Source organism: Hyunsoonleella sp. 2307UL5-6, assembly GCF_047345485.1.
Classification (GTDB): Bacteria; Bacteroidota; Bacteroidia; order Flavobacteriales; family Flavobacteriaceae; genus Jejuia.
Genome location: NZ_JBLFEN010000001.1, coordinates 360,585 through 385,825, shown reverse-complemented (window position 1 = coordinate 385,825; position 25,241 = coordinate 360,585). Strand labels below are relative to the sequence as shown.

At 31.6% G+C, this 25,241-nt stretch carries 25 protein-coding genes, 1 other RNA gene and 1 pseudogene; 10 read left to right on the top strand and 17 right to left on the bottom strand.

The genetic code is table 11. The features are described from left to right. Nucleotides 1–28: 28 nt before the first annotated feature. Nucleotides 29–850, bottom strand: a complete 822-nt coding sequence (locus tag ACKGJY_RS01725) for a M48 family metallopeptidase (protein ID WP_413972115.1) — start codon at nt 848–850, stop codon at nt 29–31. A 265-nt stretch (nt 851–1,115) separates the two neighbouring features. On the opposite strand from ACKGJY_RS01725, the gene msrB reads away from it, so the two are divergent. Together msrB and ACKGJY_RS01715 are read left to right on the top strand one after the other, a co-directional pair. Then, nucleotides 1,116–1,601: a peptide-methionine (R)-S-oxide reductase MsrB gene (msrB, locus tag ACKGJY_RS01720; protein WP_413972114.1), complete on the top strand. Its 486-nt coding sequence runs from the start codon at nt 1,116–1,118 to the stop codon at nt 1,599–1,601. Nucleotides 1,602–1,617: 16 nt separating this feature from the next. Beyond that, nucleotides 1,618–2,169 carry a DinB family protein gene (locus ACKGJY_RS01715; protein ID WP_413972113.1) on the top strand — a complete coding sequence of 184 codons (552 nt, stop codon included), beginning with the start codon at nt 1,618–1,620 and terminating at the stop codon, nt 2,167–2,169. A gap of 224 nt (nt 2,170–2,393) precedes the next feature. Here the strand turns inward: ACKGJY_RS01715 and ACKGJY_RS01710 are convergent, their stop codons facing one another. After that, nucleotides 2,394–3,677 carry an NAD(P)/FAD-dependent oxidoreductase gene (locus ACKGJY_RS01710; protein ID WP_413972112.1) on the bottom strand — a complete coding sequence of 428 codons (1,284 nt, stop codon included), beginning with the start codon at nt 3,675–3,677 and terminating at the stop codon, nt 2,394–2,396. Nucleotides 3,678–3,781: 104 nt separating this feature from the next. On the opposite strand from ACKGJY_RS01710, the gene lpdA reads away from it, so the two are divergent. After that, nucleotides 3,782–5,158, top strand: a complete 1,377-nt coding sequence (gene lpdA / locus ACKGJY_RS01705) for a dihydrolipoyl dehydrogenase (protein ID WP_413972111.1) — start codon at nt 3,782–3,784, stop codon at nt 5,156–5,158. Between the two features lie 135 nt (nt 5,159–5,293). On the opposite strand, the gene ACKGJY_RS01700 is transcribed toward lpdA, so the two are convergent. The 5 genes and pseudogenes from ACKGJY_RS01700 to ACKGJY_RS01680 all read right to left on the bottom strand — a co-directional run bounded on the left by ACKGJY_RS01700 (nt 5,294) and on the right by ACKGJY_RS01680 (nt 7,874). After that, nucleotides 5,294–5,776 (bottom strand): hypothetical protein, encoded by a 483-nt coding sequence (locus ACKGJY_RS01700; protein WP_413972110.1) that lies wholly within the window; start codon nt 5,774–5,776, stop codon nt 5,294–5,296. Between the two features lie 135 nt (nt 5,777–5,911). Next, nucleotides 5,912–6,397 carry a hypothetical protein gene (locus ACKGJY_RS01695; RefSeq protein ID WP_413972109.1) on the bottom strand — a complete coding sequence of 162 codons (486 nt, stop codon included), beginning with the start codon at nt 6,395–6,397 and terminating at the stop codon, nt 5,912–5,914. A gap of 12 nt (nt 6,398–6,409) precedes the next feature. Then, nucleotides 6,410–6,829: a type II 3-dehydroquinate dehydratase gene (gene aroQ / locus ACKGJY_RS01690; protein ID WP_413972108.1), complete on the bottom strand. Its 420-nt coding sequence runs from the start codon at nt 6,827–6,829 to the stop codon at nt 6,410–6,412. A gap of 78 nt (nt 6,830–6,907) precedes the next feature. Next, nucleotides 6,908–7,135 carry a hypothetical protein gene (locus ACKGJY_RS01685; RefSeq protein WP_413972107.1) on the bottom strand — a complete coding sequence of 76 codons (228 nt, stop codon included), beginning with the start codon at nt 7,133–7,135 and terminating at the stop codon, nt 6,908–6,910. Nucleotides 7,136–7,373: 238 nt separating this feature from the next. Then, nucleotides 7,374–7,874: pseudogene (locus ACKGJY_RS01680) on the bottom strand (porin family protein). A gap of 165 nt (nt 7,875–8,039) precedes the next feature. On the opposite strand from ACKGJY_RS01680, the gene xerD reads away from it, so the two are divergent. After that, entirely contained in the window at nt 8,040–8,936 is an 897-nt protein-coding gene (gene xerD, locus ACKGJY_RS01675; protein WP_413972106.1) for a site-specific tyrosine recombinase XerD, read from the top strand. Between the two features lie 84 nt (nt 8,937–9,020). On the opposite strand, the gene rny is transcribed toward xerD, so the two are convergent. The 4 genes from rny to ACKGJY_RS01655 form a co-directional block, all read right to left on the bottom strand. After that, nucleotides 9,021–10,595 carry a ribonuclease Y gene (gene rny, locus ACKGJY_RS01670; RefSeq protein ID WP_413972105.1) on the bottom strand — a complete coding sequence of 525 codons (1,575 nt, stop codon included), beginning with the start codon at nt 10,593–10,595 and terminating at the stop codon, nt 9,021–9,023. A 59-nt stretch (nt 10,596–10,654) separates the two neighbouring features. Beyond that, nucleotides 10,655–10,775: non-coding RNA, 6S RNA (gene ssrS, locus ACKGJY_RS01665), on the bottom strand. 55 nt (nt 10,776–10,830) lie between these two features. Further along, the gene (locus ACKGJY_RS01660) at nt 10,831–11,124 is read right to left on the bottom strand and encodes a cell division protein ZapA (protein WP_413972104.1); all 294 of its coding nucleotides are present in this window, start codon (nt 11,122–11,124) and stop codon (nt 10,831–10,833) included. Nucleotides 11,125–11,139: 15 nt separating this feature from the next. After that, nucleotides 11,140–11,430: a hypothetical protein gene (locus tag ACKGJY_RS01655; protein WP_413972103.1), complete on the bottom strand. Its 291-nt coding sequence runs from the start codon at nt 11,428–11,430 to the stop codon at nt 11,140–11,142. Between the two features lie 309 nt (nt 11,431–11,739). Between ACKGJY_RS01655 and ACKGJY_RS01650 the strand changes: the two genes are divergently transcribed. Both ACKGJY_RS01650 and ACKGJY_RS01645 read left to right on the top strand, forming a co-directional pair. Continuing rightward, entirely contained in the window at nt 11,740–13,425 is a 1,686-nt protein-coding gene (locus ACKGJY_RS01650; RefSeq protein ID WP_413972102.1) for a M23 family metallopeptidase, read from the top strand. 12 nt (nt 13,426–13,437) lie between these two features. Then, nucleotides 13,438–15,900: a carboxypeptidase-like regulatory domain-containing protein gene (locus ACKGJY_RS01645; protein ID WP_413972101.1), complete on the top strand. Its 2,463-nt coding sequence runs from the start codon at nt 13,438–13,440 to the stop codon at nt 15,898–15,900. A gap of 9 nt (nt 15,901–15,909) precedes the next feature. Here ACKGJY_RS01645 and ACKGJY_RS01640 read toward each other — a convergent pair whose 3' ends face one another. Next, nucleotides 15,910–17,049 (bottom strand): cysteine desulfurase family protein, encoded by a 1,140-nt coding sequence (locus tag ACKGJY_RS01640; protein WP_413972100.1) that lies wholly within the window; start codon nt 17,047–17,049, stop codon nt 15,910–15,912. Nucleotides 17,050–17,147: 98 nt separating this feature from the next. Here ACKGJY_RS01640 and ACKGJY_RS01635 point away from each other — a divergent pair, with 98 nt between their 5' ends. Continuing rightward, a complete protein-coding gene (locus ACKGJY_RS01635; RefSeq protein WP_413972099.1) occupies nt 17,148–18,089 on the top strand; it encodes a hypothetical protein in 942 nt (313 codons plus the stop codon). Here the strand turns inward: ACKGJY_RS01635 and ACKGJY_RS01630 are convergent. Both ACKGJY_RS01630 and ACKGJY_RS01625 read right to left on the bottom strand, forming a co-directional pair. Further along, nucleotides 18,086–18,640: a Smr/MutS family protein gene (locus tag ACKGJY_RS01630; protein WP_413972098.1), complete on the bottom strand. Its 555-nt coding sequence runs from the start codon at nt 18,638–18,640 to the stop codon at nt 18,086–18,088. The genes ACKGJY_RS01635 and ACKGJY_RS01630 overlap by 4 nt on opposite strands. Continuing rightward, the gene (locus ACKGJY_RS01625) at nt 18,633–18,815 is read right to left on the bottom strand and encodes a hypothetical protein (RefSeq protein WP_413972097.1); all 183 of its coding nucleotides are present in this window, start codon (nt 18,813–18,815) and stop codon (nt 18,633–18,635) included. Before ACKGJY_RS01625 ends, ACKGJY_RS01630 begins: the two co-directional genes overlap by 8 nt. Before the next feature lie 211 nt (nt 18,816–19,026). On the opposite strand from ACKGJY_RS01625, the gene ACKGJY_RS01620 reads away from it, so the two are divergent. The 3 genes from ACKGJY_RS01620 (at nt 19,027) to ACKGJY_RS01610 (ending at nt 21,648) form a co-directional block, all read left to right on the top strand. Further along, complete coding sequence (locus tag ACKGJY_RS01620; protein WP_413972096.1) at nt 19,027–20,940, top strand: T9SS type A sorting domain-containing protein; 1,914 nt, start codon at nt 19,027–19,029, stop codon at nt 20,938–20,940. Nucleotides 20,941–21,037: 97 nt separating this feature from the next. Then, nucleotides 21,038–21,301: a DUF2752 domain-containing protein gene (locus ACKGJY_RS01615; RefSeq protein WP_413972457.1), complete on the top strand. Its 264-nt coding sequence runs from the start codon at nt 21,038–21,040 to the stop codon at nt 21,299–21,301. An 11-nt stretch (nt 21,302–21,312) separates the two neighbouring features. Beyond that, complete coding sequence (locus ACKGJY_RS01610) at nt 21,313–21,648, top strand: CCC motif membrane protein (protein ID WP_413972095.1); 336 nt, start codon at nt 21,313–21,315, stop codon at nt 21,646–21,648. A gap of 101 nt (nt 21,649–21,749) precedes the next feature. Here ACKGJY_RS01610 and ACKGJY_RS01605 read toward each other — a convergent pair whose 3' ends face one another. From ACKGJY_RS01605 to ACKGJY_RS01595, 3 genes are all read right to left on the bottom strand, one after another. Beyond that, a complete protein-coding gene (locus ACKGJY_RS01605; protein WP_413972094.1) occupies nt 21,750–22,778 on the bottom strand; it encodes a UDP-glucose--hexose-1-phosphate uridylyltransferase in 1,029 nt (342 codons plus the stop codon). 23 nt (nt 22,779–22,801) lie between these two features. Next, nucleotides 22,802–23,950 carry a galactokinase gene (gene galK / locus ACKGJY_RS01600; protein WP_413972093.1) on the bottom strand — a complete coding sequence of 383 codons (1,149 nt, stop codon included), beginning with the start codon at nt 23,948–23,950 and terminating at the stop codon, nt 22,802–22,804. Nucleotides 23,951–24,024: 74 nt separating this feature from the next. Further along, nucleotides 24,025–25,017 carry a GntR family transcriptional regulator gene (locus ACKGJY_RS01595; RefSeq protein WP_413972092.1) on the bottom strand — a complete coding sequence of 331 codons (993 nt, stop codon included), beginning with the start codon at nt 25,015–25,017 and terminating at the stop codon, nt 24,025–24,027. Nucleotides 25,018–25,241 lie beyond the last annotated feature (224 nt).

Sequence of the window (25,241 nt, the reverse complement as noted above, 5' to 3'; positions counted from 1 at the left end):
AAAATAAACAAATATTTTATTCTACATGTTATTTATTTCTAAAGGTTGTTACACCATATTTTTTTGCTTCTGCTCTAGCCTGAGGCGCCCATTTTGTTAAATTAGCAATTCTTGTATCGTTTGATGGATGTGTACTCATAAACTCTGGTGGTGCCTGTCCTCCACTGTTAGATTTCATACGTTTCCATAATTCAGCAGCTTCAGCAGGCTCATAACCTGCAATAGCCATTAGGTATGTACCTATTAAATCAGATTCTGTTTCATGACTTCTGCTAAACGGTAACATAATACCAACCTGAGAGCCAACACCGTAGGCTTGATTAAAAATAGCTCTAGTTTGATCATCTTTAATAGCGATATTTCCAGCAACTGCACCAAACTGTTGTAACATACCTGCACTCATACGTTGTTGTCCATGGTTTGCTAATGCATGTGCTACTTCATGCCCCATAATAGCTGCAACACCAGCTTCATTTTGAGCTATCGGCAAAATACCAGTATAAAACACAATTTTACCTCCTGGCATACACCACGCGTTTACGGTATTATCGTTTACCAAGTTATATTCCCACTTGTAATCTTTTAAATAACCCTGATGCCCGTTTGCATTTAAATAACGTTCTGCGGCTACAGCTATTTTTTGTCCTACACGCTTAATCATTTCTGCATCTTTAGTGCCTGTAATAACATTGTTCTCATTAAGAAATTGATCGTACTGCGCAAATGCCGTTGGAAAAAGTTGAGAATTTGGTACTAAAGCTATGGTTTTTTTACCTGTAAATGGATTTGTTGCACAGGCTACCATGAGTAATGCAATACCAAATCCTAAAAACATTTTATATCGTTTCATAATATTATTAAATTTAGAGTTAAAAATATAAAATCAATAGTTATATTAATTAGACACAATTTATTTATAATTGTCACCTAATATAATACATTTCAAATTTAATACAATACCAACATAACTATTGATGTTTTCTGTGAATAATTTAACGCATATAAAACAACTTTCTTTGTTATTAAAAACAATAGTTGTCGACCAATACTGTAAGTTTTACATTAATAAAATATTTTGAATATCACTATTTAATAGATTATATAGACTAATTATTATGAATAAATTTTTAACACTACTTATTTTTTTGTTACTTTTTAATTGTAACTCTAATGCTCAAAAACAAGCAAATTTAGATGAGCATAAAGTTTACAAAGTAACCAAAACCGATGATGCATGGAAAGAACAGTTAACTGATATGGAGTATTATGTATTGAGGAAAGCAGGTACTGAACGTTCTTTTACTAGCATATTAAATAAAAATTATGAAGAAGGTGTTTACCATTGTAAAGGCTGTAATACTCCTTTATTTGAAAGTAAACATAAATTTGATTCTGGTACAGGGTGGCCAAGTTTTGATAAAGAAATTACAGGTAATGTAGCATTTTCTACAGATTACGATTTAGGTTACGCCAGAACTGAAGAGCATTGTGCAACCTGTGGTGGGCATTTAGGTCATGTTTTTAGCGATGGTCCAAGAGCAACAACCGGAAAAAGACATTGCATTAATGGAGTAGCTTTAAAATTTGTTCCAAAAGAATAATTTGTACTTTTAGAGTATGAAGAGTTACTTAACCAGCACAATTAAACAATTTGAATATTATAAATCTCTAGGCCACAAAACGCTTAAGGATTTAACTTTTGAAGAGTTACAAAAGGAATTTGCTGAAGATTCTAATTCCATTTCAATTATTGTGAAGCACTTGGTTGGCAACATGTTAAGTAGATGGACTAACTTTTTAACTGAGGATGGTGAAAAAGAATGGCGACATCGCGACCAAGAATTCATAGATAGTTATACCTCAAAAGATGACTTGATTGATAATTGGAATGAAGGTTGGCAGTGTTTATTTGATGCCGTTACTCCACTTAAAGAAAATGATTTAGAGAAAATTATTTATATAAGAAATCAAGGACACACGGTTACTGAGGCTATAAATAGGCAATTGGCACATTATTCATACCATGTTGGACAGATAGTGTTTTTAGGAAAATTGTTGAAAGGTAAAAATTGGAAATCCTTATCTATTCCAAAAGGCGATTCTTCAAAATACAATACCGACAAGTTTAGCAAAGAAAAAAGCAGAAGACATTTTACGGATGATCTTTAATAGTTTTCAGTCGCAGTCTCAATCGCAGTCGCAGTTTGCAGTGTTTAGGCAAATTCAATTTTGAGATATTTCTCTCGCGAAGTCGCTAAGACGCAAAGTTTTAAAAACTGAGTTGGCAGATTTGCCCCGCGAGAGGGATTGAACGGCATGTTTGAAATCCCCGACGAAGGAGGGATTGAGTAGTGAAAGCCCGTTTGCCTTTTCGGCAACTCGCCTAAAAGATTTTAAACTTTGTGATTGCTTTTAAACGGACGAATAATTAAGCGCGCCTCTCTATCAAAACGCACATAGTTGTACACCCAGTTTATAAAAACTACCATGCGGTTTCTAAAACCTATGAGGAAAAATAGATGAACAAACATCCACACATACCATGCAAAAATGCCTTGAAATTTCCATTTTTTTAAGTCTACTACGGCTTTGTTTCGGCCAATGGTTGCCATAGCGCCTTTATCACTATAATAGAAAGGTTTTAGAGGTTTGTTTTCGATAATTCTTAGTAAATTATCACCAAGTTGGTCCCCTTGTTGTATTGCGGGTTGTGCCATCATAGGGAAACCATGAGGATGCATTTCTGTTACCATACTGGCAATGTCGCCAATAGCAAAAATATGTTCAAAGCCCTTTACTTGATTATATTGGTTTACTTCTACCCTGTTACGTCTTGTTACAAATTTTTCGGCATCTAAACCTTTTATAGTGGCGCCTTTAACGCCTGCTGCCCAAACTACAGTGGCTGATTGAAAAGACAAATCTGTATTTGTGGTTACAGTTTTGCCATCGTAATTAATAACCCGCACATTTTTCCAAATATGTACTCCTAATTTTTCTAAAAAGTCTTCTGCTTTTTGTGATGCTTGTGCACTCATACCTTTTAATATACAATCGCCAGATTGTACAATGTGTATTTGTGCTGATCGTGTATCTAAATCTGGATAGTCTTTTGGCAGAATCCCTTTTTTTATTTCGGCTAAAGCACCGGCAAGCTCTACACCTGTTGGCCCTCCTCCTACTATCACAAAATTCATGAGTGCGTTACGCTCGTTAAGATCTGAGGTTAACAATGCATCTTCAAAATTTTCTAAAATTAAGCTCCTAAGGTTTAAAGATTGCGGTATGGTTTTCATTACCATACTATGTTTTTCAATTTCAGAATTACCAAAAAAATTTGTTGTAGAACCGGTGGCTACTACCAAATAATCAAATTTTAAATCGCCTATATTAGTTTTTACTTTGTTATTATTAGTGTCAATTTCATTAACAGATGCTAGTCTAAAAAAGAAATTAGGAAAATCCTTCAGTATTTTTCGAATAGGATATGCTATAGAATCAGGCTCTAACCCTCCTGTAGATACTTGATACAAAAGCGGTTGAAATGTGTGATAGTTATGCTTATCTAATAGAACTACCTGAACCTCTTGCTTTGATAATTTTCTTGCTAAGGCTATACCAGCAAAACCACCACCGATAATTATTACTCTTGGAAAACTTGTTTTAGGTATGTTCATATAGTAAAAATTCCACACAAAGGTAGCAAAAGTTATAAATTAGTAAGGCTGTAAATTCGTTATTAAAAGTTGATTTTGTAAATTTGCACCCTAAAATTAGACACATGAGTAAATACGATATTATAGTTCTTGGAAGTGGTCCTGGTGGTTATGTTACTGCTATTAGAGCATCACAATTAGGTTTTAAAACCGCTATTATTGAAAAGGAAAACCTTGGAGGCGTTTGCCTTAACTGGGGTTGTATTCCTACAAAAGCATTATTAAAGTCTGCTCAAGTATTTGAATATCTTAAACATGCAGAAGATTATGGTTTAAAAGTCAAAGATGCTGCGCATGATTTTGATGCTGTAGTAAAACGAAGCCGTGGTGTTGCTGATGGTATGAGTAAAGGCGTTCAGTTTTTAATGAAAAAGAATAAAATTGACGTAATTGATGGTTTTGGTAAGTTAAAACCTGGAAAGAAAGTTGATGTTGATGGAACAGAATACAGTGCAGACAATATTATTATTGCCACTGGTGCTCGCTCTCGCGAACTACCAAGTTTACCGCAAGATGGCGAAAAAGTAATTGGTTATAGAAAAGCGATGACTTTGGATAAACAACCAAAAAAAATGATTGTGGTTGGTTCTGGAGCTATTGGTGTAGAGTTTGCATATTTTTATAACTCTATGGGAACTGAAGTTACTGTAGTTGAATATTTACCAAATATAGTACCTGTTGAAGATGAAGATGTTTCTAAACAATTAGAGCGTTCTTTTAAAAAGAGTGGTATTAAAATTATGACATCTGCTGAAGTAACTTCTGTTGATACTTCTGGTAAAGGTGTTAAAGCTACAGTAAAAACAAAAAAAGGTGAAGAGGTTTTAGAAGCTGATATTATTTTATCTGCAGTGGGTATTAAAACTAATATTGAGAATATTGGTTTAGAAGATGTTGGGATTGTTGTAGATAGAGACAAAATATTGGTAAACGATTTTTACCAAACTAATATTCCTGGATACTTTGCTATTGGTGATGTTACGCCAGGACAAGCATTAGCGCATGTTGCTTCTGCAGAAGGCATATTATGTGTTGAAAAATTAGCTGGCCATCACGTAGAGCCTATAAATTACGGAAATATACCAGGATGTACCTATTGTTCTCCTGAAATTGCTAGTGTTGGTTTAACTGAAAAACAAGCTAAAGAAAAAGGCTTAGATATTAAAGTCGGTAAATTTCCATTTTCAGCATCAGGTAAAGCTAGCGCTGGTGGAAATAAGGAAGGTTTTGTAAAAGTTATTTTTGATGCTAAATATGGCGAATGGTTAGGTTGCCATATGGTTGGTGCTGGTGTAACTGATATGATTGCCGAAGCTGTTTTAGGTAGAAAACTTGAAACCACAGGGCATGAAGTATTAAAAGCAATCCATCCGCATCCAACTATGAGTGAAGCGGTTATGGAAGCAGTTGCTGCAGCTTATGATGAAGTAATTCATATATAAGAGGCTTCTCCTAGTCTCCCCAAAAAGAAGGGAATTTACTCAGATGGAGGTTTATTGTCATAAATATAAAAAAATGCGATTCTGAAAATGAATCGCATTTTTTATTTATAACCAAAAATCTAATGAGAGGTAGTTTTAAAACTTAACTTTGGTACCCAATCTGTATGACGTTCCAAATGCTGAGTTTAAGTTTTTACCATTTATTGGCGCATTAAATACCCCATCAAAAGATACGTTGTCATTCACTTTATATAAAAACCCTGAACTAAACGAGGTTGAAATATTCTGTATTGTTCCGTCTACTTCAAGTACATCAAGTTTCGGCCCTACAAGAAAACTAAGTCTTTTAGTAGCATAGTATTTTACAAAGAATGGATATTCAAATAAATTTGTTTCACTTGTTAAAGTATTGAATGTAGTACGATGATTTTCTATTCTAAAAAATAAATTTTCGTTAATTTTATATTCAGAAAAGTATTTTGCATAATTTTTAGGTACCTCATAAGGTGTTGTAATATCGTCGTATAGTGTATAAGATTGTGGTTGACGAGATTCTTGGGAAAGCAAATAAGTACAATTAAATAATGCGAAACACATTATAATTATTCTGATCTTCATTTTGATTGATTTTAGTAGTTTAAAGATAATTCAAAAAAATGATGGTGAATGATAATACTATCTTAAATAACGTATAACGAGGTGTTAATGTTTTTGAAATATTAACTTATATAAAAAGAAGAAAAAAAGAGTGTACTAAAGCTTAAAACCCATACCAATAAAAAGACCATTGGGTGTTATTTCTTGAAATCCGATGGTATATTTTATATGAATATCTAAAATTTGATTGAGTTGATACGCAGTAGCTATATCGCCTCTAATTTTTAATTTATTGGTGAAAAAATCAAAGAAATAATTAATACTAGGACCAACTAATAAATTAATGTTATTACCCACTTTGTATTTTGCGTAAATAGGTGCATTAATGAAATTAAAGTCATTAAGCACTATATATAAAATTTCTGGTTGAATAGAAAAATCTTCATCAACACTAAAATCAGCAAATATACCTCCATAAAAACTAGCTTCTGTTTCTGGATTAGTACCAAAATTATTTTGTGTTACTTTAAAAAATGTAAGATTAAGTCCGCCTTTTATCCCAAAGTTAGTTTCAGATTGTGCTGAGACTACATCAGACATAAATAGTATAATTACAACAAATAGTGAAACTATGGTTTTCATTTTACTTTTAAATTAATCTAAAAAACTTTGTATAGCCAACTCGTAACTCTGTAAACCAAACCCAAGAATAACCCCTTTAGCATTTGGTGAAATATAAGATTGATGCCTAAACGCTTCTCTGCCAAAAGTGTTTGAAATATGAACTTCTACAACAGGAGTTTCTATGCCTTTTATAGCATCACCCATACCTACAGATGTATGCGTATATGCAGCAGCGTTTAAGATAATACCATCATAATTAAAACCTACTTCATGAAGTTTATCGATTAGTTCCCCTTCAATATTTGATTGAAAGTAATCTATCTGTAGACTCATATATTTTTTTTTGATTTCACTTAGATATTCAGTAAACGTTTGGCTTCCGTAAATTTCAGGCTCACGTTTACCTAATAAATTAAGATTTGGCCCGTTTATGATAATTAGTTTTTTCATGAGATAAAAATACAAAAGTTATTGTATAAAAAAACCGAAGCATGAGTGCTTCGGTTGATCGTAAAAATAAACCTATGATTACTTTTTCGGTTTATAAATTGCCCCAGTAGCGAAGTCAACAACAGCTCCAGGCCAAAATAAAATAATATCGGCAATTAATGCTACTACTCTTATCTCTCTTTGAGCTTCTCCAGGAGCAGGTTTTGTTTTTTGATGTTGAGTTACTCTTCCTCCGAAAACAGTTGCGCAACTCGACAACATTAAAGAAGCCATAATTACTAAAATTGAATTTCTAAATTTTCTCATAATGGTGTATTTAGTTTATTGATTTATCATACATCAAATGTAAGAAAAAAATAAACAATACATGTAATACGTTTACAAATCATACAAATGAAATATGTAGACTAATTTTAAATTATTATCCTTCATAAGGTAATGTTGAAAGAGATTGGAATTTAAGGGGTAAATATAACACCAATATTAACCGCAGAGGTTGCATTCATTAATCCGATATCGCCATCGATTATACTAATAAAACCATTTAAACTTGATAATGAAAGTATAATTGTGTAATATCAGATATATCAAATTTGTATCCAATACCAATACTCAATCCAATATCAAAAGAGCTATCTAATTCATCTTTTATATCTATTTCTCCTTCGGGCACATCAGCTTTTGCGCTTATTAAAAAACCTAAAGTTGGTCCAAAATTTAAAAACCAATTTCTGTTTCGTCCAAAATGCCAATTAGCATGTATTGGTAAAGCTATATAATTTAGCTTATCAATAAATTCATTTCCAGATTCTTCTATCTTAGTTCACTTAGAATCATATAATAAACCACTTCTTAAACTCCACCGATAATTAAAATAATATTCAGCTATTATACCTGTATTAAAAGCTGTTCTGATACTGTTGTTTAAAGTTTCTGAACTTGTATAATTAGATAAATTTAAGCCAACTTGAGGAGACAGAGTAAAATCACCTTCATCTGATTGACTAAAAATAGAACTAATAGAAAAACAGAATACAAAAGTCAATAAATAATTTTTTTTCATGATAAAATAGAGTTTATGATTTATTATTGCATAAACATAGTTTTTTTAATTAAATGGCGATTGTTTTGATATGTAAATCTATTTTTATTAGGAGTGAAATCATTTATAAAAAATTGATTTTATAATATTTTACTATTTTTATTCTATATGAAATGGAATCACCTTATTAGAGATTACCGACTATATCTAAAAATAGAACGCGGGTTATCTCAAAACTCAATAGATAGTTATGGTTTAGATATAGAGCGGCTAGTTTCGTATTTAGAAGCGAATGGTATTTCTATTTCTCCAATTGCAATTTCATCTGATATAATACAGCAGTTTATATATGAATCTGCTAAATCACTGAACGCACGATCGCAATCTAGATTAATATCTGGATTAAAGAGTTTCTTTAGTTATTTAATATTTGAAGACTATAGAACAGATAATCCTTTAGAACTTATAGAATCTCCAAAAATTGGTAGAAAATTACCTGATACACTTTCTGAAGAAGAAATAGATGCTATTATTGAAGCTATAGATTTAAGTAAACCACAAGGAGAACGTAACAGAGCAATGTTAGAAACGTTATACGGTTGTGGTTTACGAGTTAGCGAATTGGTGCAGTTAAAACTATCAGATTTATTTTTTGAGGAAGGTTTTATAAAAGTTACAGGTAAAGGTGATAAACAACGTTTTGTACCTATTGTTGCTTCAACTATTAAATATATTTCTATCTACAGAAAAGAAGTTAGAAACCATCTTAACATACAAGCAGGTTTTGAAGACACTTTGTTTTTAAATAGACGTGGTAAACAATTAACCCGTGCTATGGTATTTACTATTATAAAACAGTTGGTTGAAAAAATTGGACTTAAAAAAAATGTATCGCCCCATACCTTTCGTCATTCTTTTGCTACGCACTTACTTAAAAATAATGCAGATTTAAGAGCTATACAATTAATGTTGGGTCATGAAAGTATCACTACAACTGAGATTTACGTACATTTAGATAAAAGCCACTTAACTGAGGTTGTAGAGAAGTATCATCCTAGAAAATAGTAGTTATTAGAGATAAAAAAATCCAGCTAGAAAACTAACTGGATTTTTATGTATTACTGAGATTCCTTTTTTAGAAGGAATTTGTTACTTCGCAATATTTACTGCTCTAGTTTCTCTAATTACGGTTACCTTAACCTGACCAGGATACGTCATATCAGTTTGTATTTTTTGCGAAATATTAAATGATAATTCGGCAGACTTCTCATCATTCACCTTTTCACTTTCAACAATAACACGCAACTCTCTACCTGCTTGTATAGCATACGCTTTCTTAACACCGCTAAACCCAAACGCAATTTCTTCAAGATCTTTTAATCTTTGGATATAACTATCTAAAACTTGACGACGCGCTCCTGGTCTTGCACCAGAAATAGCATCACAAACTTGTATTATTGGCGCTAATAGCGATTTCATTTCTATTTCATCGTGGTGCGCTCCAATGGCATTACATACATCACCTTTCTCTCCATATTTTTCTGCCCACTGCATTCCTAAAATAGCGTGTGGTGTTTCCATATCAGTTTCAGCATCTGGCACTTTACCAATATCATGAAGTAAACCTGCACGTTTAGCTAATTTAGGATTAAGTCCTAACTCTGCAGCCATAACACCACATAGTTTAGCAACTTCTCTTGAATGCTGTAATAAATTTTGTCCATAAGAAGAACGGTACTTCATTCTACCAACAGTTTTAATTAATTCAGGATGTAAGTTATGTATTCCTAAATCAATCACTGTGCGTTTACCAACTTCAATAATTTCTTGTTCAATTTGCTTCTTTGTTTTTCTAACAATTTCTTCAACACGTGCTGGGTGAATTCTACCATCAGTTACTAACTTATGGAGCGATAACCTTGCTATCTCACGTCTTACAGAATCAAAACAAGATAAGATAATAGCTTCTGGGGTGTCATCAACAATAATTTCAACACCAGTGGCAGCTTCTATAGCTCTAATATTTCTACCTTCTCTACCTATGATACGACCTTTAACGTCATCAGATTCAATATTAAAAACAGACACACAGTTATCAACGGCTTCTTCTGTACCAATACGCTGTATGGTGTTTATGATAACTTTTTTGGCATCTTGCTCCGCAGTCATTTTTGCTTCTTCCAAAGCGCCTTGTATATAGGCCATGGCATCATTTTTTGCTTCGCCTTTAAGCGATTCAACAAGTTGCTCCTTAGCCTCCTCTGCAGATAAACTAGAAATAACCTCTAGTTGCTGTACTTGGCTTTTGTGAAGTTTATCCAGTGCAGATTGTTTTTTTTCAAGAACCTCTAACCTGTGGTTGTAATCCTTAATTTTGTGTTCTATGTCACTATTTAACTTTTTATTTCTTGATACCTCATGAGATACTTGAGACTCTTTATCACGTGTGCGTTTCTCAGCTTCAGCCATTTTTTTATCACGGGATAAAATGACTTTTTCATGCTCAGCTTTTAGTTCAATAAACTTTTCTTTAGCCTGTAGTATTTTATCTTTTTTTAATGCTTCACCTTCAATTTTTGCTTCTTTTAATACAGAGGCTGCATTTTTTTTAGCATTCTGTATAAGTTTAGAAGCATTGTTTTTCTCCATTGCCTTAGCTATAATAAATCCTATTATTAGCCCTACAATAACACCACCTATTATCAATATAATTGAGTTCTCCATGTTTTAATTTAGTTGATTTTCATATATAAAAAAACCTACATCAGTATAGTGTTTTGTATAAACTCCTTAAAAAACAAGTTTAGGGCTAACAAGCTGATCAAGGGTCTGCCCAAATGCTTTCGCATTAGCAGCATGCTTTTACAACTTCAACTCACCCTTTTTAAAGAATTAACGTTGAGTTTATCAAAAAAATAACCGATGTAGGTAGTAACTTTCTACTTTATTTTAAAGAACATTAAGCGCTTAAATGAGCTTCTAACATTTTGTTGATAGCTTCTAGCTTTTCTTCAACAACCTCATTACGCACTTCTTTATCTATTGTTTTTTGTTCCACTTGAGATGCAAATTGTAATGCACACATAGCCAATACATCTTGTTTATCTCTAACGGAATAACTTTGCTCAAATTGTTTAATCATTGTCTCAATATTCTTAGCAGCTTTACGCAAACCTTCTTCTTGGGTGGCGTCAATAGTTAACGGGTATACCCTGTTACCTATAGATAGCTTTATTTTAAGCTTTTCAGACATTGATTTTATATTGCTTTAATCAGATAATTGTGTTATACAATGATCTATATCTCTAATTAAAGCGTTTATTTTAAGCTTAGTTTCTTTTTTATTATCGTCACTACCAAGCATTGAATTTGCAATTTTTAGAGCCTTATATTTTTCTTCCCAATCCATATTTAACTCAGTTTGGGTTTGATTTTTTTGTCTAGCTATGGCTAAATCTTCAGTCAATTTCAAATTAGCTTGTTCTAAATGGTCTACTTTAAGTAACACCTTACTAATTTTATGTTCTAAAGAATCGACAATGTCTTCAATATTACTCATTTACAAAAATCAATACTTAATAAACAAAGTTAACATACCTAAAGTTAAATTGCAATAGTTTTTCGTGATTTTTACAAATCAATAGTATCATCTTTTTTTATGTAGCTTGCTTACATTTGGTATTGCAGATAGATTACCTTGATTGGTTGGGTTTTTCGCTTTATTTTTTTCAATACACCAATGCTTAGTAGCATGCTAAATAATAATGGATTGGTTTTGGTTTAAGCCACTTAAAATTTCAATGGCGCGATTTTTGGTTTATACTTTGCCAATTGCTATCAAATTAATATTTTAGCCCAATACACTTTTATGAGATTTATTTTTGCCCTTCTACTACTATGCTCTTTATCAGTTAATTCTCAAAACATCTATCCTCAAGACTATTTTTCTAGTCCATTAGATATACCACTAGTTTTATCTGGTACGTTTGCAGAGCTTCGCTCTAACCACTTCCACTCTGGTATGGATATAAAAACCCAACAACGTACTGGACTTAAAGTAAATGCCGCAGCAGACGGTTATGTAAGCAGAATAAAAGTGTCTCATTTTGGCTATGGTAAAGCACTTTATATCACGCATCCTAACGGCTACACAACTGTTTATGCACACCTTAATAGGTTTGCTCCAGAAATAGAAAACTATATTAAAGACCTGCAATACAATAAAGAATCTTACGAAGTAGAAACATTTCCTAAACCAAGCGAATTACTAGTTGTAAAAGGTAATTTGGTAGCTTACAGTGGTAACTCAGGAGGTTCCGGCGGGCCACATTTACACTTTGAAATTCGTGATAATGCGGAACGACCAATTAATCCCATGCTTTTTGGCATTGACATAAAGGATGCTAAACTACCAACTATAACATCTATTTATGCTTATCCTTTAGATGAAAATGCTTTAGTAAATAATACTAACCAAAAACAAAACCTAAAACTTATTCCATTAAAAAATGGTGATTATGTGGTTAAAAACTTAAAAGCTTACGGGAACATTGGTTTTGGAATAACAACTTGGGATAGACAAGATTTAGCAGCCAATAAAAACGGTGTTTATAACATTCAAACGTTTGTAAATGGTAGTAAAAATTTTGAATTAGATTTTAAAAGATTTTCTTTTGATGAGACTAAACATATTAATCAATTAATAGACTATAAGCAGTTTAAAACCAATAGACAACGTGTTCAAAAACTTTTTAGAGTTAATAATCCATTAAGTATTTATAAAGAGGTTTATAAAAAAGGGATTCTTACCGTTGAGGATAGTACATATTTAGTATATAAAATTAAAGTGAGCGATTTTAAAAACAACACCTCTTGGGTAACAATTTCAGTTAAAGGAGAGAAAAGTAAAAGCGCTGAATTAAAACCTAAAACAAAAACTCCTTATTATATTCATGCGAATAAAAGTACTATTTTAAAAGAAAAAAGTGTCAGCGCTACTATCTTTCCTGATACATTTTATGAAGATTTTTATATGGATTTTAAAGTTAATGGAGACACCTTAACACTTCACAAGGATATTATTCCTCTAAAAAAGAATATAAAAATTGCATACGATGTGAGTAAATATACTACTGAAGATAAAAATAAATTATTTATAGCAAGACTATCTGGGTATAACAAAACGCCATATTATACGTTTACCAAAAGAGAAAGCGATACATTAACCGCTTATACTAAACGATTGGGGATATATGCACTAACTATTGACAATGAAAAACCCAGCATTTTACCCGTAAATTTTAAAAAAGGGCAATGGTTAAGCAAATACAGATATTTAAAACTTAAAATTAATGATAATATTTCTGGGATTTCTAACTATAGAGCCACCGTTAATGGAAAATGGATTTTAATGGCGTATGATTATAAAACAAAAACGCTTACTCATGATTTTAATGATGGTATAATAAAGGATACAAAAAATAATTTGAAGGTGATTGTTACCGATAATGTTGGAAATAGTTCTACTTTTGAAACTACATTCTATAGAAAATAAATTAAGCTACTCTTGAAAACAAGTTATAGATTATCTACACTACTTTTATTTTTTTCGTTTTTAATAAGTTTCGCTCAAGAAGCCACTGTTAAAGGTGTTATTCTAAATGAGAATAATTTACCTATTTCTAATGTTTCAGTTAAATCTGGATCTATAGGCACTGTGACTAATGACAACGGATTTTACTCAATTAACATCCCTTCTAACAAAGATATATCATTAGAATTCACACATATATCACATAAAAAACTAGTAGTTACTTTTAATTTGAAAAATGGTGTAATTAAAGAGTTTAACCCTGTTTTGAGTGAATCTATAGAGCAAATAGCTACTGTTGTTATTTCTGGTGATAGACGAAAAGAGGTTGAAGGTATAATTTCTTTAAATCCTGAAACTATCAGGAAAATCCCTGGGGCTAATGCAGGTGTAGAAAACATATTATTAACATTACCTGGTGTGAGTAATAATAATGAACTAAGTACGCAATACTCTGTTAGAGGTGGAAACTATGATGAAAACCTAGTATATATAAACGGTATAGAAGTGTATCGTCCTTTTTTAGTGAGATCTGGACAACAAGAAGGTTTAAGTTTTGTAAATAGCGATTTAGTGCAAAATGTAGATTTTTCTGCAGGTGGTTTTCAAGCTAAATATGGAGACAAATTATCTTCTGTACTTGATATCACATATAAAACACCTTATAAATTTGAGGTTAATGCAGATTTAAGTTTATTAGGAGCTGCAGTTTCTGTTGAAAACGTTAGTAAAGATTCAAAATTTACTAGTATTGTTGGGGCAAGGTATCGCAATAACAATTTATTTGTAGATGCAAAACAAACACAAACCAATTTTCGCCCTGTGTTTGCTGATTTACAAGGGTACTTCACTTATAAATTTACCAATAAATTCCATTTAAGCTTTTTAGGGAACGCCTCTTTAAATAGTTATGATTATGAGCCGCTAACACGACAAACTAATTTTGGCACGTTAGCCGACCCCGTGGCACTAGTTGTATTTTATGAAGGGCAAGAAAAAACAGAATATCAAACCTATTTTGGAGCACTACAAGGCACTTATTTTGCTAATGATAATTTAACATTAAACCTTACAGCATCTACATACCATACTACAGAAGAAGAGTATTTTGATATTTTAGCGCAATATAATTTAGGTGAAGTAAATAGTAATATTGGTGATGAAAATTTAGGTGAAGTAGAATTTACTGAAGGTATTGGCAGCCAGCTAAATCATGGTAGAAACGATTTGGATGCCTTAATATCTACCATTCAAACTAAAGGTGATTTAAGAATTGATGATAATCGTATAGAGTGGTCTTTAAAATATACACATGAAGATATAAGAGACCGTGTTGTAGAGTGGGAAGTTATAGATTCCGCTGGGTTTTCTATACGTCCTCCAAGAACAATACCTCGTAACGAGCAGCCTTATATACCTTTTGAAGGCCCGCTTATACCATTTACAAATATTAGAGCAACAAATAACACCCAAATTAATCGTTTGCAGGCTTATGCGCAATGGAGCAAAAGAGCAACTTTGGGTGACAGTGATGTTTGGTATAATGCAGGTGTACGTGTACATAATTGGAGTGTTAAAGGTGATGGTATTGCGTCTTCAAACCAAACGGTTTTTAGTCCTAGAGGTCAATTTACTATAAAGCCAAATTGGAAAAAAGACATGCTGTTTAGAGCTGCTGCAGGGGTGTATTATCAACCACCATTTTATCGGGAGTTGCGCGATTCTATGGGTGTAGTGCAACCAAATGTAAAAGCACAAAAATCTGTACATATGGTTTTGGGTAACGATTACAGTTTTAAAATGTGGGACAGACCTTTTAAACTAACCTCAGAAGTATACTATAAAAATTTAACTGATGTTAATCCATATACCTTAGAAAACGTTCGTATAAGATACCGTGCAAGAAATAACGCTACAGCTTATGCTTATGGATTAGATATGCGCTTAAATGGCGAGTTTGTTCCTGGTACAGAATCATGGTTCAGTTTTGGATATTTAAAAACAGAAGAAAATATTGATAATAGAGGTTATATTTCTAGACCAACAGACCAACGTTTAAAATTTGCAGCGTTATTTCAGGATTATGTTCCTAATATACCAAATATGAGAGTGTATTTAAATTTGGTATACAATACAGGATTGCCTGGTGGCTCCCCTAGTTATGCTGATCCTTATGATTTTCAATTACGACTACCCGATTATAAGCGTGCAGATGTAGGATTTCAGTTTGTTTTGGTTGACCAGAAGAAGCAATTTAAAAACGGTTGGAAAAAGCCGTTTAAAGAACTATCATTCGGATTTGAAATCTTTAATATTTTTGATGTACAAAACGCTATTACTAATACTTGGGTTAGAGATGTAGCTAGTAAACGTCAATTTGCTATTCCTAACTTTTTAACGCCTAGAGTTTTTAATGTTAGAACTACAATGAAGTTTTAATTAAAAAAATTAGATTAAATTCTTTAAAATATCAACCACATAATCTATCTCTGTTTTAGTATTGAATTTACTAAATGAAAAACGAATAGATGGTTTCTCTAATGCATCATCATTTAAAATCTCAGAAAGTACATGAGACTTTTGATTACTGCCACTTTGGCAAGCACTACCTTTGGAGCACGCTATACCCTTTAAATCTAATTGAAATAAAAACATAGCAGATTTACTAGCAGGAACAGGAAGCTGCACATTAATAAGTGTATAAGTACTATTGCTTAAGTCTTGCGAAAGCCCGTTGAATATTACATTGGGAATTTCATATTTCAGCTTATCTATAAAATAGCGTTTTAATTCTGTAATGTATTTAGATTCTATTATTAAATTCTCATAAGCCATTACCAGCGCTTTTTCTAAACCAATAATGTTATGTATGCTTTCGGTTCCTGCTCTTAAACCTCGCTCCTGCTCGCCTCCAACAATCATCGGTTTTATGCCACTATTTTTTCTTATAAATGCAAACCCTATGCCTTTTGGGCCATGGAATTTATGTGCACTAGCCGCTAAAAAATCCACTGTAATATCCTGTACATCTATACTGTAATGCCCAATAGCCTGAACTGCGTCTGAGTGAAACAAAGCTCTATGAGTTTTACATAAATCTGCTACTGCCTTTATGTCTAATATATTACCTATTTCATTATTTACATACATTAAACTCACTAGTGCGTTTGTAGTATTTTTTAAAATAAACTCTAATTCATTAATATCTATATTTCCGTTGGTGTCTAGTTTTAAAAAACTGACTTTAATATCATATTCTTTTTGTAGTTCAGTTATGGTATGTAATACAGCGTGGTGTTCTATTCTTGTTGAAATAATATGCGTTACACCTAAGTCTCTAACAGCGCTACGTAATACTAAATTATCTGCTTCTGTACCGCCAGAGGTAAAAACAATTTCGCTTGCTGTAGCATTTAAAAGTTGAGCTATTTGCTTTCTAGAATTCTCAATTAAAGATTTAGATAATCTTCCTAAATTATATGAAGAAGAGGCATTTCCATAATTTTTTTCTAAAACATCAGTCATCGCCACAACTATATCTTTTCGTAATTGTGTTGTGGCTGCATTATCAAAATAAACCTCTTGCATTCTTATTAAATTTATTACAAAAATACTCCAAATAAAATTATTAATAAATAACTACGTTATAGCATCAATTCTATTATTTTTGTTTAAAATATTATATTATGAAAAATTGGTTTTCTCTGTTATTATCTGTGTTGTTTATTGTCCTTTTTTCATGTAGTGATGGTGATGTTATTGATTTTGAATTTGATTTTGATGATACTTTTGAAGCGTGTGGAGATGACGATTTATTATTATTTAAAACAAAAGAAGACCCCTCAGAAACTGTTTCTGTACTTATATCCAACTTTACTGTAGCAGACATATTTGAAGAAGATATGGATAATGATTCTATAGTAATTGCAGTACCCAATGTTACATTTACATATAGAACATATAACCGAGAAGATATCCCTGATGATGCGTTTTGTAGCACTATTCCACCTGCTAATTTGAACATTGAATTAGATGAAAGTGACGATTCTACCACGGCTACTATAACTCGTGTTTTTGTTGAAGATGATAATGATGGGATACCTGCGGAATTAGAAAACCCTGACCCAAATGGCGATGGCGATTTTGAAGATGCTCAAGATACAGATGGTGATGGTATACCAGATTTTATTGATGAAGATGATGATGGTGATAATGTATTAACTAGAAACGAAAACCCAGATCCTGACAATAATGGTGATATATCTGATGCGCAAGATACTGATGAAGACGGTACTCCAGATTACCTTGATGATGATGATGATGATGATACTATACTTACTAGAGATGAGGAAGGAGACACTCAAAACCAAAATCCACTTGATGATATTACTAATAGTAACGCTGGTCCTGATTTTTTAAATAGTAGTGTAACTACTGCTGTTCCCGCTACGCAATATCGTGAGCATAATATTTCACGAGAATTTACAATAAGACTGGTTGTATCAGGTATAGGTTTAAGTTTTTTATCGCAAGAAGAATTTAATTTTGGAGAGCTAGTAGCGGGCGATAACCAAGTAGTTGCGGATTCACTAAATACGTCTACACAAATTACACCAGTATTCCCTTAATTAGCATTCTGGTAAATATAAACCTCTGTGGCTCCTAAACCATATTTACTATAATTGGCATCATAATATTTTAAATTATCATAGCGTCTAAATAAAGTTTCGAGCTCTTGTTTTAAAACACCCTCACCAACTCCATGTATAAACACAATACGTGGTATACGCTTATTAATAGCAAAGTCTAATTTATGTTTTGCTGTTTGTAATTGCACATTTAGCATATCAAAATTAGTCATTCCTCTAGAAGATTTTACTAAGTGATGAATGTGCAAATCTACCTCCATAGCTGCCTGCGCACGCTCCTTAGGTTTAACTTTTTTAGAGGGTCTCCGTTTCTGAGTTTCTTTCTCAGCAATTACGGTATTAATTTTAGTAACACTAATATTATTGTCAATAATTGTATTTGAGTTGTGTTGTAAGATAAGCTCACTTTTATCAAAGGACAATAAAAAACCATCCTCGGTCTCTAAAGTAATAGTACTATTATTTATACTTTTTATCTCTCCAGATAAGTCTTCATCTAAAACTAAAACCCTATCTCCTATTTTAAACATTAGTATCGTCTTCACTTTTAGTTCTGCTTGGGATAGTTTTTGCTATCCTATAAATACCAATCATTAAAATAACTATCCCTACAATTAATATATATTGATTTTGTTGCTCGCCACCTTTAGCATACATCGCTATAATAGCTCCAATAATAATCAGTAAGTAGTTAAAATATTTCATAAATCATGAATATATGTTATTCAGCAAATTTAAGTAAATACAAGAATATATTATCATATTGTATTTTGATTTCGAATCCTAAATAATCGATAAAATACATAAATATCAGTTGTATTAATATTTTTTTGTATTTTTACACCACCCATCTCTGAAATACATTGTGATCCTGCATTACCAAAATAACAGTTTTAAAAAAATTATAGCAATAGCTATGATGTTCGTGGGAACTTGTAATCTATATTCTCAAGACTTATATGTAGATGATAATTCCTATCTATATGCTAGAGATGTAGTGATATTTGTTAACGATGATATTAGATTGGAAACTGCTACCTCAAATATTTATATGCGAGGCGATGCGCAACTTATGCAAAACACAAACACAAAAAACTCTGATTTAGGAGAGCTTTCCATTTACCAAAATCAAACTACAGGAATATATGAGTATAACTTTTGGTGTTCGCCAGTTGGTGTAAGTAACACTTCATTTAACACTAATGTTGATTTTGACGGTACCAATATACACGACCCTGACGACGAAGTAGATTTAACCAATGTAACATCTACGCCATATGGTTTTATAAATAATTCGTATGATGGAACAGCTACACAATTAGCATCTTATTGGATTTTCACCTTTATCTCTGGTGGTGGTTATGCAGATTGGAATCTGGAATTAAATACAGGTAATATATCTACTGGATACGGTTTTACACTAAAAGGAAGCCCCAATATTAATAATACTTTAGATTTTAGAGGCAGACCAAATAATGGAGATATAGCAGTTGATTGTTTTTTTAGCGGTATAGATTCTGATCCAAATTCTGGATCTTCAAATCAAGTTGAGACCCTTACAGGAAATCCTTATCCCTCAGCTTTAGATTTAAAGGAATTTATTAAAGCTAATACAAGTGTAGCAGATGGTGGCTCAGGAGACCCATTAGTGTCTTACATTAATGGTGAAATTTATTTTTGGGAACAACAAACCGTTGGTTCTCACAACTTGCGTGATTATCAAGGTGGTTATGGGGTTTACACTGCAGGAGACTTATCAGATGACACAGATAATGGAAACTACGTTAGAGCTACTTTTAGTACTTATGATGATTTAGGAGGTAGTAATGGTTTAAATTTAGGAAATGGTGTAGATTACGGCCCAAATAATCAAAGGCGATTTGCTGCTGTTGGGCAAGGTTTTATGATTAGTAGTAAAATAAATCCTGGAGATGCTCCTTCTCCACCAGGAAATCAGGCTTTTTTTACTAACGCTATGAGGGTTTATTTTCCAGAAGACCCCGCGAATATTAACGGTTCTGTTTTTGCTAAAAATAATTCAGATAAAACGAAAATAGTTGAAAACATTATTATACCTCAATCTCATAACAGTATCGACTATAAATCAATAGTATGTAATCCAACCATTGTTCCAGAAATTAGAATTCACACAAAAATTAATAATACGTTTTATAGAGAAAATCTTATTGCATTTAGACAGGGCACTCCAGACAACTCATTGTATAATAATAATTTTGATGGCAAATACGGAGATTTTATTTTGGGAAGTGATGCATATATACTTTCAGAAAATATACCGTTGGTGATTAAATCTATAAGATATGACCAATCCGTAAAAATCCCTATAGGTTTAAGAGCCAATAGAGATAATACATCTTTTGATATAAAAATTCATAACTTAATTAATGTACCTGAGAATATAACTATTTACCTTCATAACAAGCTAAATGATACGTATACTGATATTAAAAACAATGCATTTAGTATAATTTTAGATGAAGGTATTTACAACGAAGAATTCGAAATTACTTTTAGTAAAGAGAATACATTACATATAAATGCAAATGATATATCAAATTTCAAAATATTTGAAAACACTAAAAAATCTCATTTAGAAATTATTAATCCTAAACGTTATGACATACAACAGATAACCATTTACGACATTTCTGGAAAAGAGATTTTAAAACAAAACACACCATCTTCCAAAAGAAAAACTACAATTAGTACTAGACAATTAAGTTCTGGAGTGTATTTGATTACGCTAAAATTGTCAGATAGTCAGGTGCTTAACAAAAAAATCATGATCTCTGGTAATTTAAATTTCTAATTTCTAAATTTTTACCCACATCAACTTCTCATCATTTTTATTATATTTAACACAAAATAGTATTTAAGTGTTATTAATAAGTGAATTAGAAAAATACATGTTACCCTGTTTAAATAAAAAACTATTTGGGGCAGAATGTATGGGTTGTGGCTTACAGCGAAGTTTCTCATTACTACTACAAGGAGACTTTGTTGCTGCTTTTAAGATGTATCCTGCTATATACACACTCATTTTATTATTTTTAGTTGTAGGCATAAATACTTTTAAACCATTTAAATTTTCTAATAAAATAATTATAACCTTGGCAATAATTAATGTTGCCATAATCATAGGAAGCTTTGCTTTCAAAAATTTAATTTAAACACACAAATTATGGAACAAAAAAAATTACCTAATGCAACCATCGCTTTAATTCTTGGTATTATATCTTATATAGCATGTTGCTGTAGTATGGGTATTGGCGGTTTATTATTTTCTGGAATTGCTTTATTTTTAGTAAATAAAGACACGAATCTTTATAAAGAAAACCCTGAGCTTTATAATAATTTTAGCCAAGTAAAAACTGCTAAAATAATTGCTATAATTGGTTTGGTTTTAGCTGTTTTAGCATTAGGCGCATCTATATTCCAAATAATATCTGCTGGAGGTTGGGAAGCTTACCAGGAGTCTCAGCAAGAAATGCTAGAGCAGTTAGGTATAGGTAATTAAAAGTTTTTATTTTAAATAAAAGCCTTGAAATTTAATAGTTTCAAGGCTTTTTTATGACAAATTATTATATAGCTTTAGTTACAAATAGTTATTAAAACAATTTAACATATAATTAAATCTTTTAATCGAGTTGTAGCCTGTTCAGCAGTAATATCACGTTGTGGAGAGCCAAACATTTCATAACCAACCATAAATTTTTTAACTGATGCGCTTCTAAGTAATGGTGGGTAAAAACTCATATGCCAATGCCAATGTTTATTATCATTACCATCAGTTGGTGCTTGATGTATACCACTTGAATAAGGGAAGGAACAATCAAATAATTTATCGTAAGCTTTTGTAATTTTAGATATTGCATCCGAAAACATCACACATTCTCGATTAGAGATTTCTGTAATATTTGTATAATGCGTTTTAGGCACAATCATAGTTTCAAAAGGCCAAACAGCCCAAAAAGGTACAAGAACTACAAAACTTTCATTTTCATATATAATTCGTTCTTTCAGTTTTAATTCTTGCTCTAAATAATCTCCTAATAGGCTACTATTAGTTCTATCGAAATAACTATATTGATGTTGATTTTTTTTATTAACCTCTGTTGGCAGAGTACTTTGACTCCAAATTTGTCCATGCGGATGCGGATTACTACACCCCATTACTGCGCCTTTATTTTCAAAAATTTGCACATAGTTAATCATTTCGTTTTTCCCTAATTCTGTATATTCTTTTTGCCATGTCTTAACAACTTTCTCTATATCGGTTATATCCATATCAGCTAAACTCTTAGAATGATCTGGACTAAAACAGATAACTTTACAAATGCCTTTTTCACTTTCGGCTTTTAATAAACCATCGTTTACAGAAAAATTTGGTGATGATGCCTGTAGTGCTGCAAAATCATTAGTAAATACAAAAACATCTTTATATTTAGGGTTTATTTCGCCATTAATTCTAGTATTACCAGCGCACAAATAACAGGTTTCATCATAAGAAGGTCTTTTTTCATTAGAAATAATTTCTTTTTTTCCTTGCCATGGTCTTTTTGCTCTATGTGGTGATACTAGCACCCATTCTCCAGTAAGAATATTTAAACGTTTATGTGAATAATCTTGTAAATTTGTATATTCCATATTAATTATTTAGTTGTAGTTATCTATTTTACTAAATGTGTACCTCCAGAAAGTTTAATAAAATATACTGAACAGTCTTTATCAAACTTAGTTTTGTATGCGAGAGATACGGTTTTTGCAAATGCTTTAGCTTTATCTTTTTGTATTAAATTTATGGTACAACCACCAAAACCACCACCCATCAATCTTGCACCTAAAACAAAGTCATTATTTCTTGCTTGTGCTACAAGAAAATCCAGTTCATCACAACTCACTTTATACTGAGTAGAAAGTCCTTCATGAGATTGATAAATTAATTTACCGAGTGCCTTTAAATCATTTTTTTGGATAGCATCGATGGCATCTAAAGTTCTTTTGTTTTCTTGAATAACATATAGTGCCTTTTGATAATTGGCAGGTGTTACTTTATCTACTAAGGTTTCTAAGTTCTTTTCGGTAGCGTCTCGTAGTGCTTTAACACCAAGTAATTCTGAAATATTTTCGCAGACTGAGCGTCTATCATTATACGCACTATCAGACAAACTATGCTTAACATTGGTATTAATAAGCATAAGCTGGTGATTTTCAAAGTTAATTTCGTAGGGTTTAGATGAGATAGATCTACAATCTAAATGAAGTGCATTATTTTCAATTCCAAACATACTAGCATACTGATCCATAATACCACATTTAACACCAACGTAATTGTGTTCTGCTTTTTGTGATATTAGTATCATTTCGTGTTTTGTAAGTCCTAAATTAAAAAGTTCATTTAAACCAAAAACCACACTATTTTCTAAAGCTGCAGAAGAAGACATACCTGCACCACTTGGTATATTTCCTTTAAAAACAATATTAAAATTTCCAATTACATTGTTTTGATTTTGAATTTCGGCTACAACACCAAGTATATAGTTTTCCCAACTACCTTCTGTAGATGGCTTTAAGCCATCTAAATCAAATTCTAGTTTGCTATCCATATCTAAAGCAAAGGCAGAGGATATGTTCGCGTCTGTTTTTTGTATCGCAGCAGCAATACCTTTATCTACTGCGGCAGGAAACACATAACCATCATTATAATCTGTATGTTCTCCAATAATATTTATTCTCCCAGGAGAAAAAATAAGTAGTGGTTTGGTTTTATAATTGTTAATAAAAACCTCTTTTACATCATTAATTAATTTGTCGCTCATATCTAGTTGTAAATTTTTTTAAACTCTAAGTATATCGTCATATATTTAAAGTTTGAATAATAAATAAATGTGTGCTATAATGAGTTTCGTAATATTAAACTATTTGGGTTTTCAACCTGTGTAGTTTCATTATTTAATATCATTTTAGCTAAACGTTTCCCCATAGATTTAAAATCTGTAGAAATTGTTGTTATCCCGCCTTCTACTATTTCTTTAAGCAGGGTGTCATTGTATGAAATAATTCCAATATCATCTTTTAATGTTAGTTGCTCTTGTTTCATGCTCTTAATAACTTTTAGTAATGTTTTATCTTCAAGAATAAGATATAACTCTCTTTTTATTAGAGCTTTATCTTCAAAAGAATTAATAACTTCAAAAGGAATATTGTATGTTTCGCAGAAAGAAGTAAAACCATTGTGAATACCAAGTGGTTGCTTGTCTTTAGGGTAAATTAAAACTATTTTAGAATAGTTGTTAATTAAATTAAGAGCCTTTTCAAGGTTATTGTAAATAGCTTTATAGAAATTTTGATATACAGCCGAATAACTGTGCAAATTTTCATGGAGTTGATCTAGAATATAAACCTTATCACTAGGTAGTTTTTGTATATCGTTACTTGTGTTATCTAAATTAGCAGGCATTATTACAAAATAATTATACGAACCTAGATTGTCATTAATCAATTGGGTAAAAATATTTTTGTTAAAATGATGAAAATAGATATCAACTTTAACATTCTCTCCCATATGTTCTAAAAAAGAATTATATAAATCCTCCTTAAAAGCGTTAAGTTCGTCAAATAGTAAAAATATTTTTTTTGTAATATTAATATCTTCACTAGCTACATAATAACCTTTACCAACCACAGATTCTATAATACCTCTATTTTTTAATTCACTAAAAGCCATTAAAACGGTATCTCTAGAAAGTTTATGATTGTTTTTAATTTTATTAATTGAAGGTATTTGCTCTCCTTTTTTTAAAACACCAGATAGTATTAGTTCTTCAACTGAATTAATAATTTGCTTATATATAGGTATTCCTATTTTTTTCTCAATTTTTATCATAATCAATAACTATACAAATATATAGAAAAAAACGTAAAAACCTACTAGACCCTACTAGTATGTTTTTATACTAGTTTCATCGGCTTTTTATAAGGCTTAGCGTTTAAAACGTCTCATTTTAAACCAGTAGCATTAGTGTTGCTCATAGTTCTAATAATGTAAATTTATATGGTGTATTTGTGATATAGTGTTGGTGTACAGAAATTCATGTAGAATAAATTTGA

What these genes read in the sequence shown, in the direction of transcription:
- ACKGJY_RS01725 (WP_413972115.1), bottom strand. Translation starts at nt 850, where the DNA reads ATGAAACGATATAAAATGTTTTTAGGATTTGGTATTGCATTACTCATG.
- msrB (WP_413972114.1), top strand. Translation starts at nt 1,116, where the DNA reads ATGAATAAATTTTTAACACTACTTATTTTTTTGTTACTTTTTAATTGT.
- ACKGJY_RS01715 (WP_413972113.1), top strand. Translation starts at nt 1,618, where the DNA reads ATGAAGAGTTACTTAACCAGCACAATTAAACAATTTGAATATTATAAA.
- ACKGJY_RS01710 (WP_413972112.1), bottom strand. Translation starts at nt 3,677, where the DNA reads ATGAACATACCTAAAACAAGTTTTCCAAGAGTAATAATTATCGGTGGT.
- lpdA (WP_413972111.1), top strand. Translation starts at nt 3,782, where the DNA reads ATGAGTAAATACGATATTATAGTTCTTGGAAGTGGTCCTGGTGGTTAT.
- ACKGJY_RS01700 (WP_413972110.1), bottom strand. Translation starts at nt 5,776, where the DNA reads ATGAAGATCAGAATAATTATAATGTGTTTCGCATTATTTAATTGTACT.
- ACKGJY_RS01695 (WP_413972109.1), bottom strand. Translation starts at nt 6,397, where the DNA reads ATGAAAACCATAGTTTCACTATTTGTTGTAATTATACTATTTATGTCT.
- aroQ (WP_413972108.1), bottom strand. Translation starts at nt 6,829, where the DNA reads ATGAAAAAACTAATTATCATAAACGGGCCAAATCTTAATTTATTAGGT.
- ACKGJY_RS01685 (WP_413972107.1), bottom strand. Translation starts at nt 7,135, where the DNA reads ATGAGAAAATTTAGAAATTCAATTTTAGTAATTATGGCTTCTTTAATG.
- xerD (WP_413972106.1), top strand. Translation starts at nt 8,040, where the DNA reads ATGAAATGGAATCACCTTATTAGAGATTACCGACTATATCTAAAAATA.
- rny (WP_413972105.1), bottom strand. Translation starts at nt 10,595, where the DNA reads ATGGAGAACTCAATTATATTGATAATAGGTGGTGTTATTGTAGGGCTA.
- ACKGJY_RS01660 (WP_413972104.1), bottom strand. Translation starts at nt 11,124, where the DNA reads ATGTCTGAAAAGCTTAAAATAAAGCTATCTATAGGTAACAGGGTATAC.
- ACKGJY_RS01655 (WP_413972103.1), bottom strand. Translation starts at nt 11,430, where the DNA reads ATGAGTAATATTGAAGACATTGTCGATTCTTTAGAACATAAAATTAGT.
- ACKGJY_RS01650 (WP_413972102.1), top strand. Translation starts at nt 11,740, where the DNA reads ATGAGATTTATTTTTGCCCTTCTACTACTATGCTCTTTATCAGTTAAT.
- ACKGJY_RS01640 (WP_413972100.1), bottom strand. Translation starts at nt 17,049, where the DNA reads ATGCAAGAGGTTTATTTTGATAATGCAGCCACAACACAATTACGAAAA.
- ACKGJY_RS01635 (WP_413972099.1), top strand. Translation starts at nt 17,148, where the DNA reads ATGAAAAATTGGTTTTCTCTGTTATTATCTGTGTTGTTTATTGTCCTT.
- ACKGJY_RS01630 (WP_413972098.1), bottom strand. Translation starts at nt 18,640, where the DNA reads ATGTTTAAAATAGGAGATAGGGTTTTAGTTTTAGATGAAGACTTATCT.
- ACKGJY_RS01625 (WP_413972097.1), bottom strand. Translation starts at nt 18,815, where the DNA reads ATGAAATATTTTAACTACTTACTGATTATTATTGGAGCTATTATAGCG.
- ACKGJY_RS01620 (WP_413972096.1), top strand. Translation starts at nt 19,027, where the DNA reads ATGATGTTCGTGGGAACTTGTAATCTATATTCTCAAGACTTATATGTA.
- ACKGJY_RS01615 (WP_413972457.1), top strand. Translation starts at nt 21,038, where the DNA reads ATGTTACCCTGTTTAAATAAAAAACTATTTGGGGCAGAATGTATGGGT.
- ACKGJY_RS01610 (WP_413972095.1), top strand. Translation starts at nt 21,313, where the DNA reads ATGGAACAAAAAAAATTACCTAATGCAACCATCGCTTTAATTCTTGGT.
- ACKGJY_RS01605 (WP_413972094.1), bottom strand. Translation starts at nt 22,778, where the DNA reads ATGGAATATACAAATTTACAAGATTATTCACATAAACGTTTAAATATT.
- galK (WP_413972093.1), bottom strand. Translation starts at nt 23,950, where the DNA reads ATGAGCGACAAATTAATTAATGATGTAAAAGAGGTTTTTATTAACAAT.
- ACKGJY_RS01595 (WP_413972092.1), bottom strand. Translation starts at nt 25,017, where the DNA reads ATGATAAAAATTGAGAAAAAAATAGGAATACCTATATATAAGCAAATT.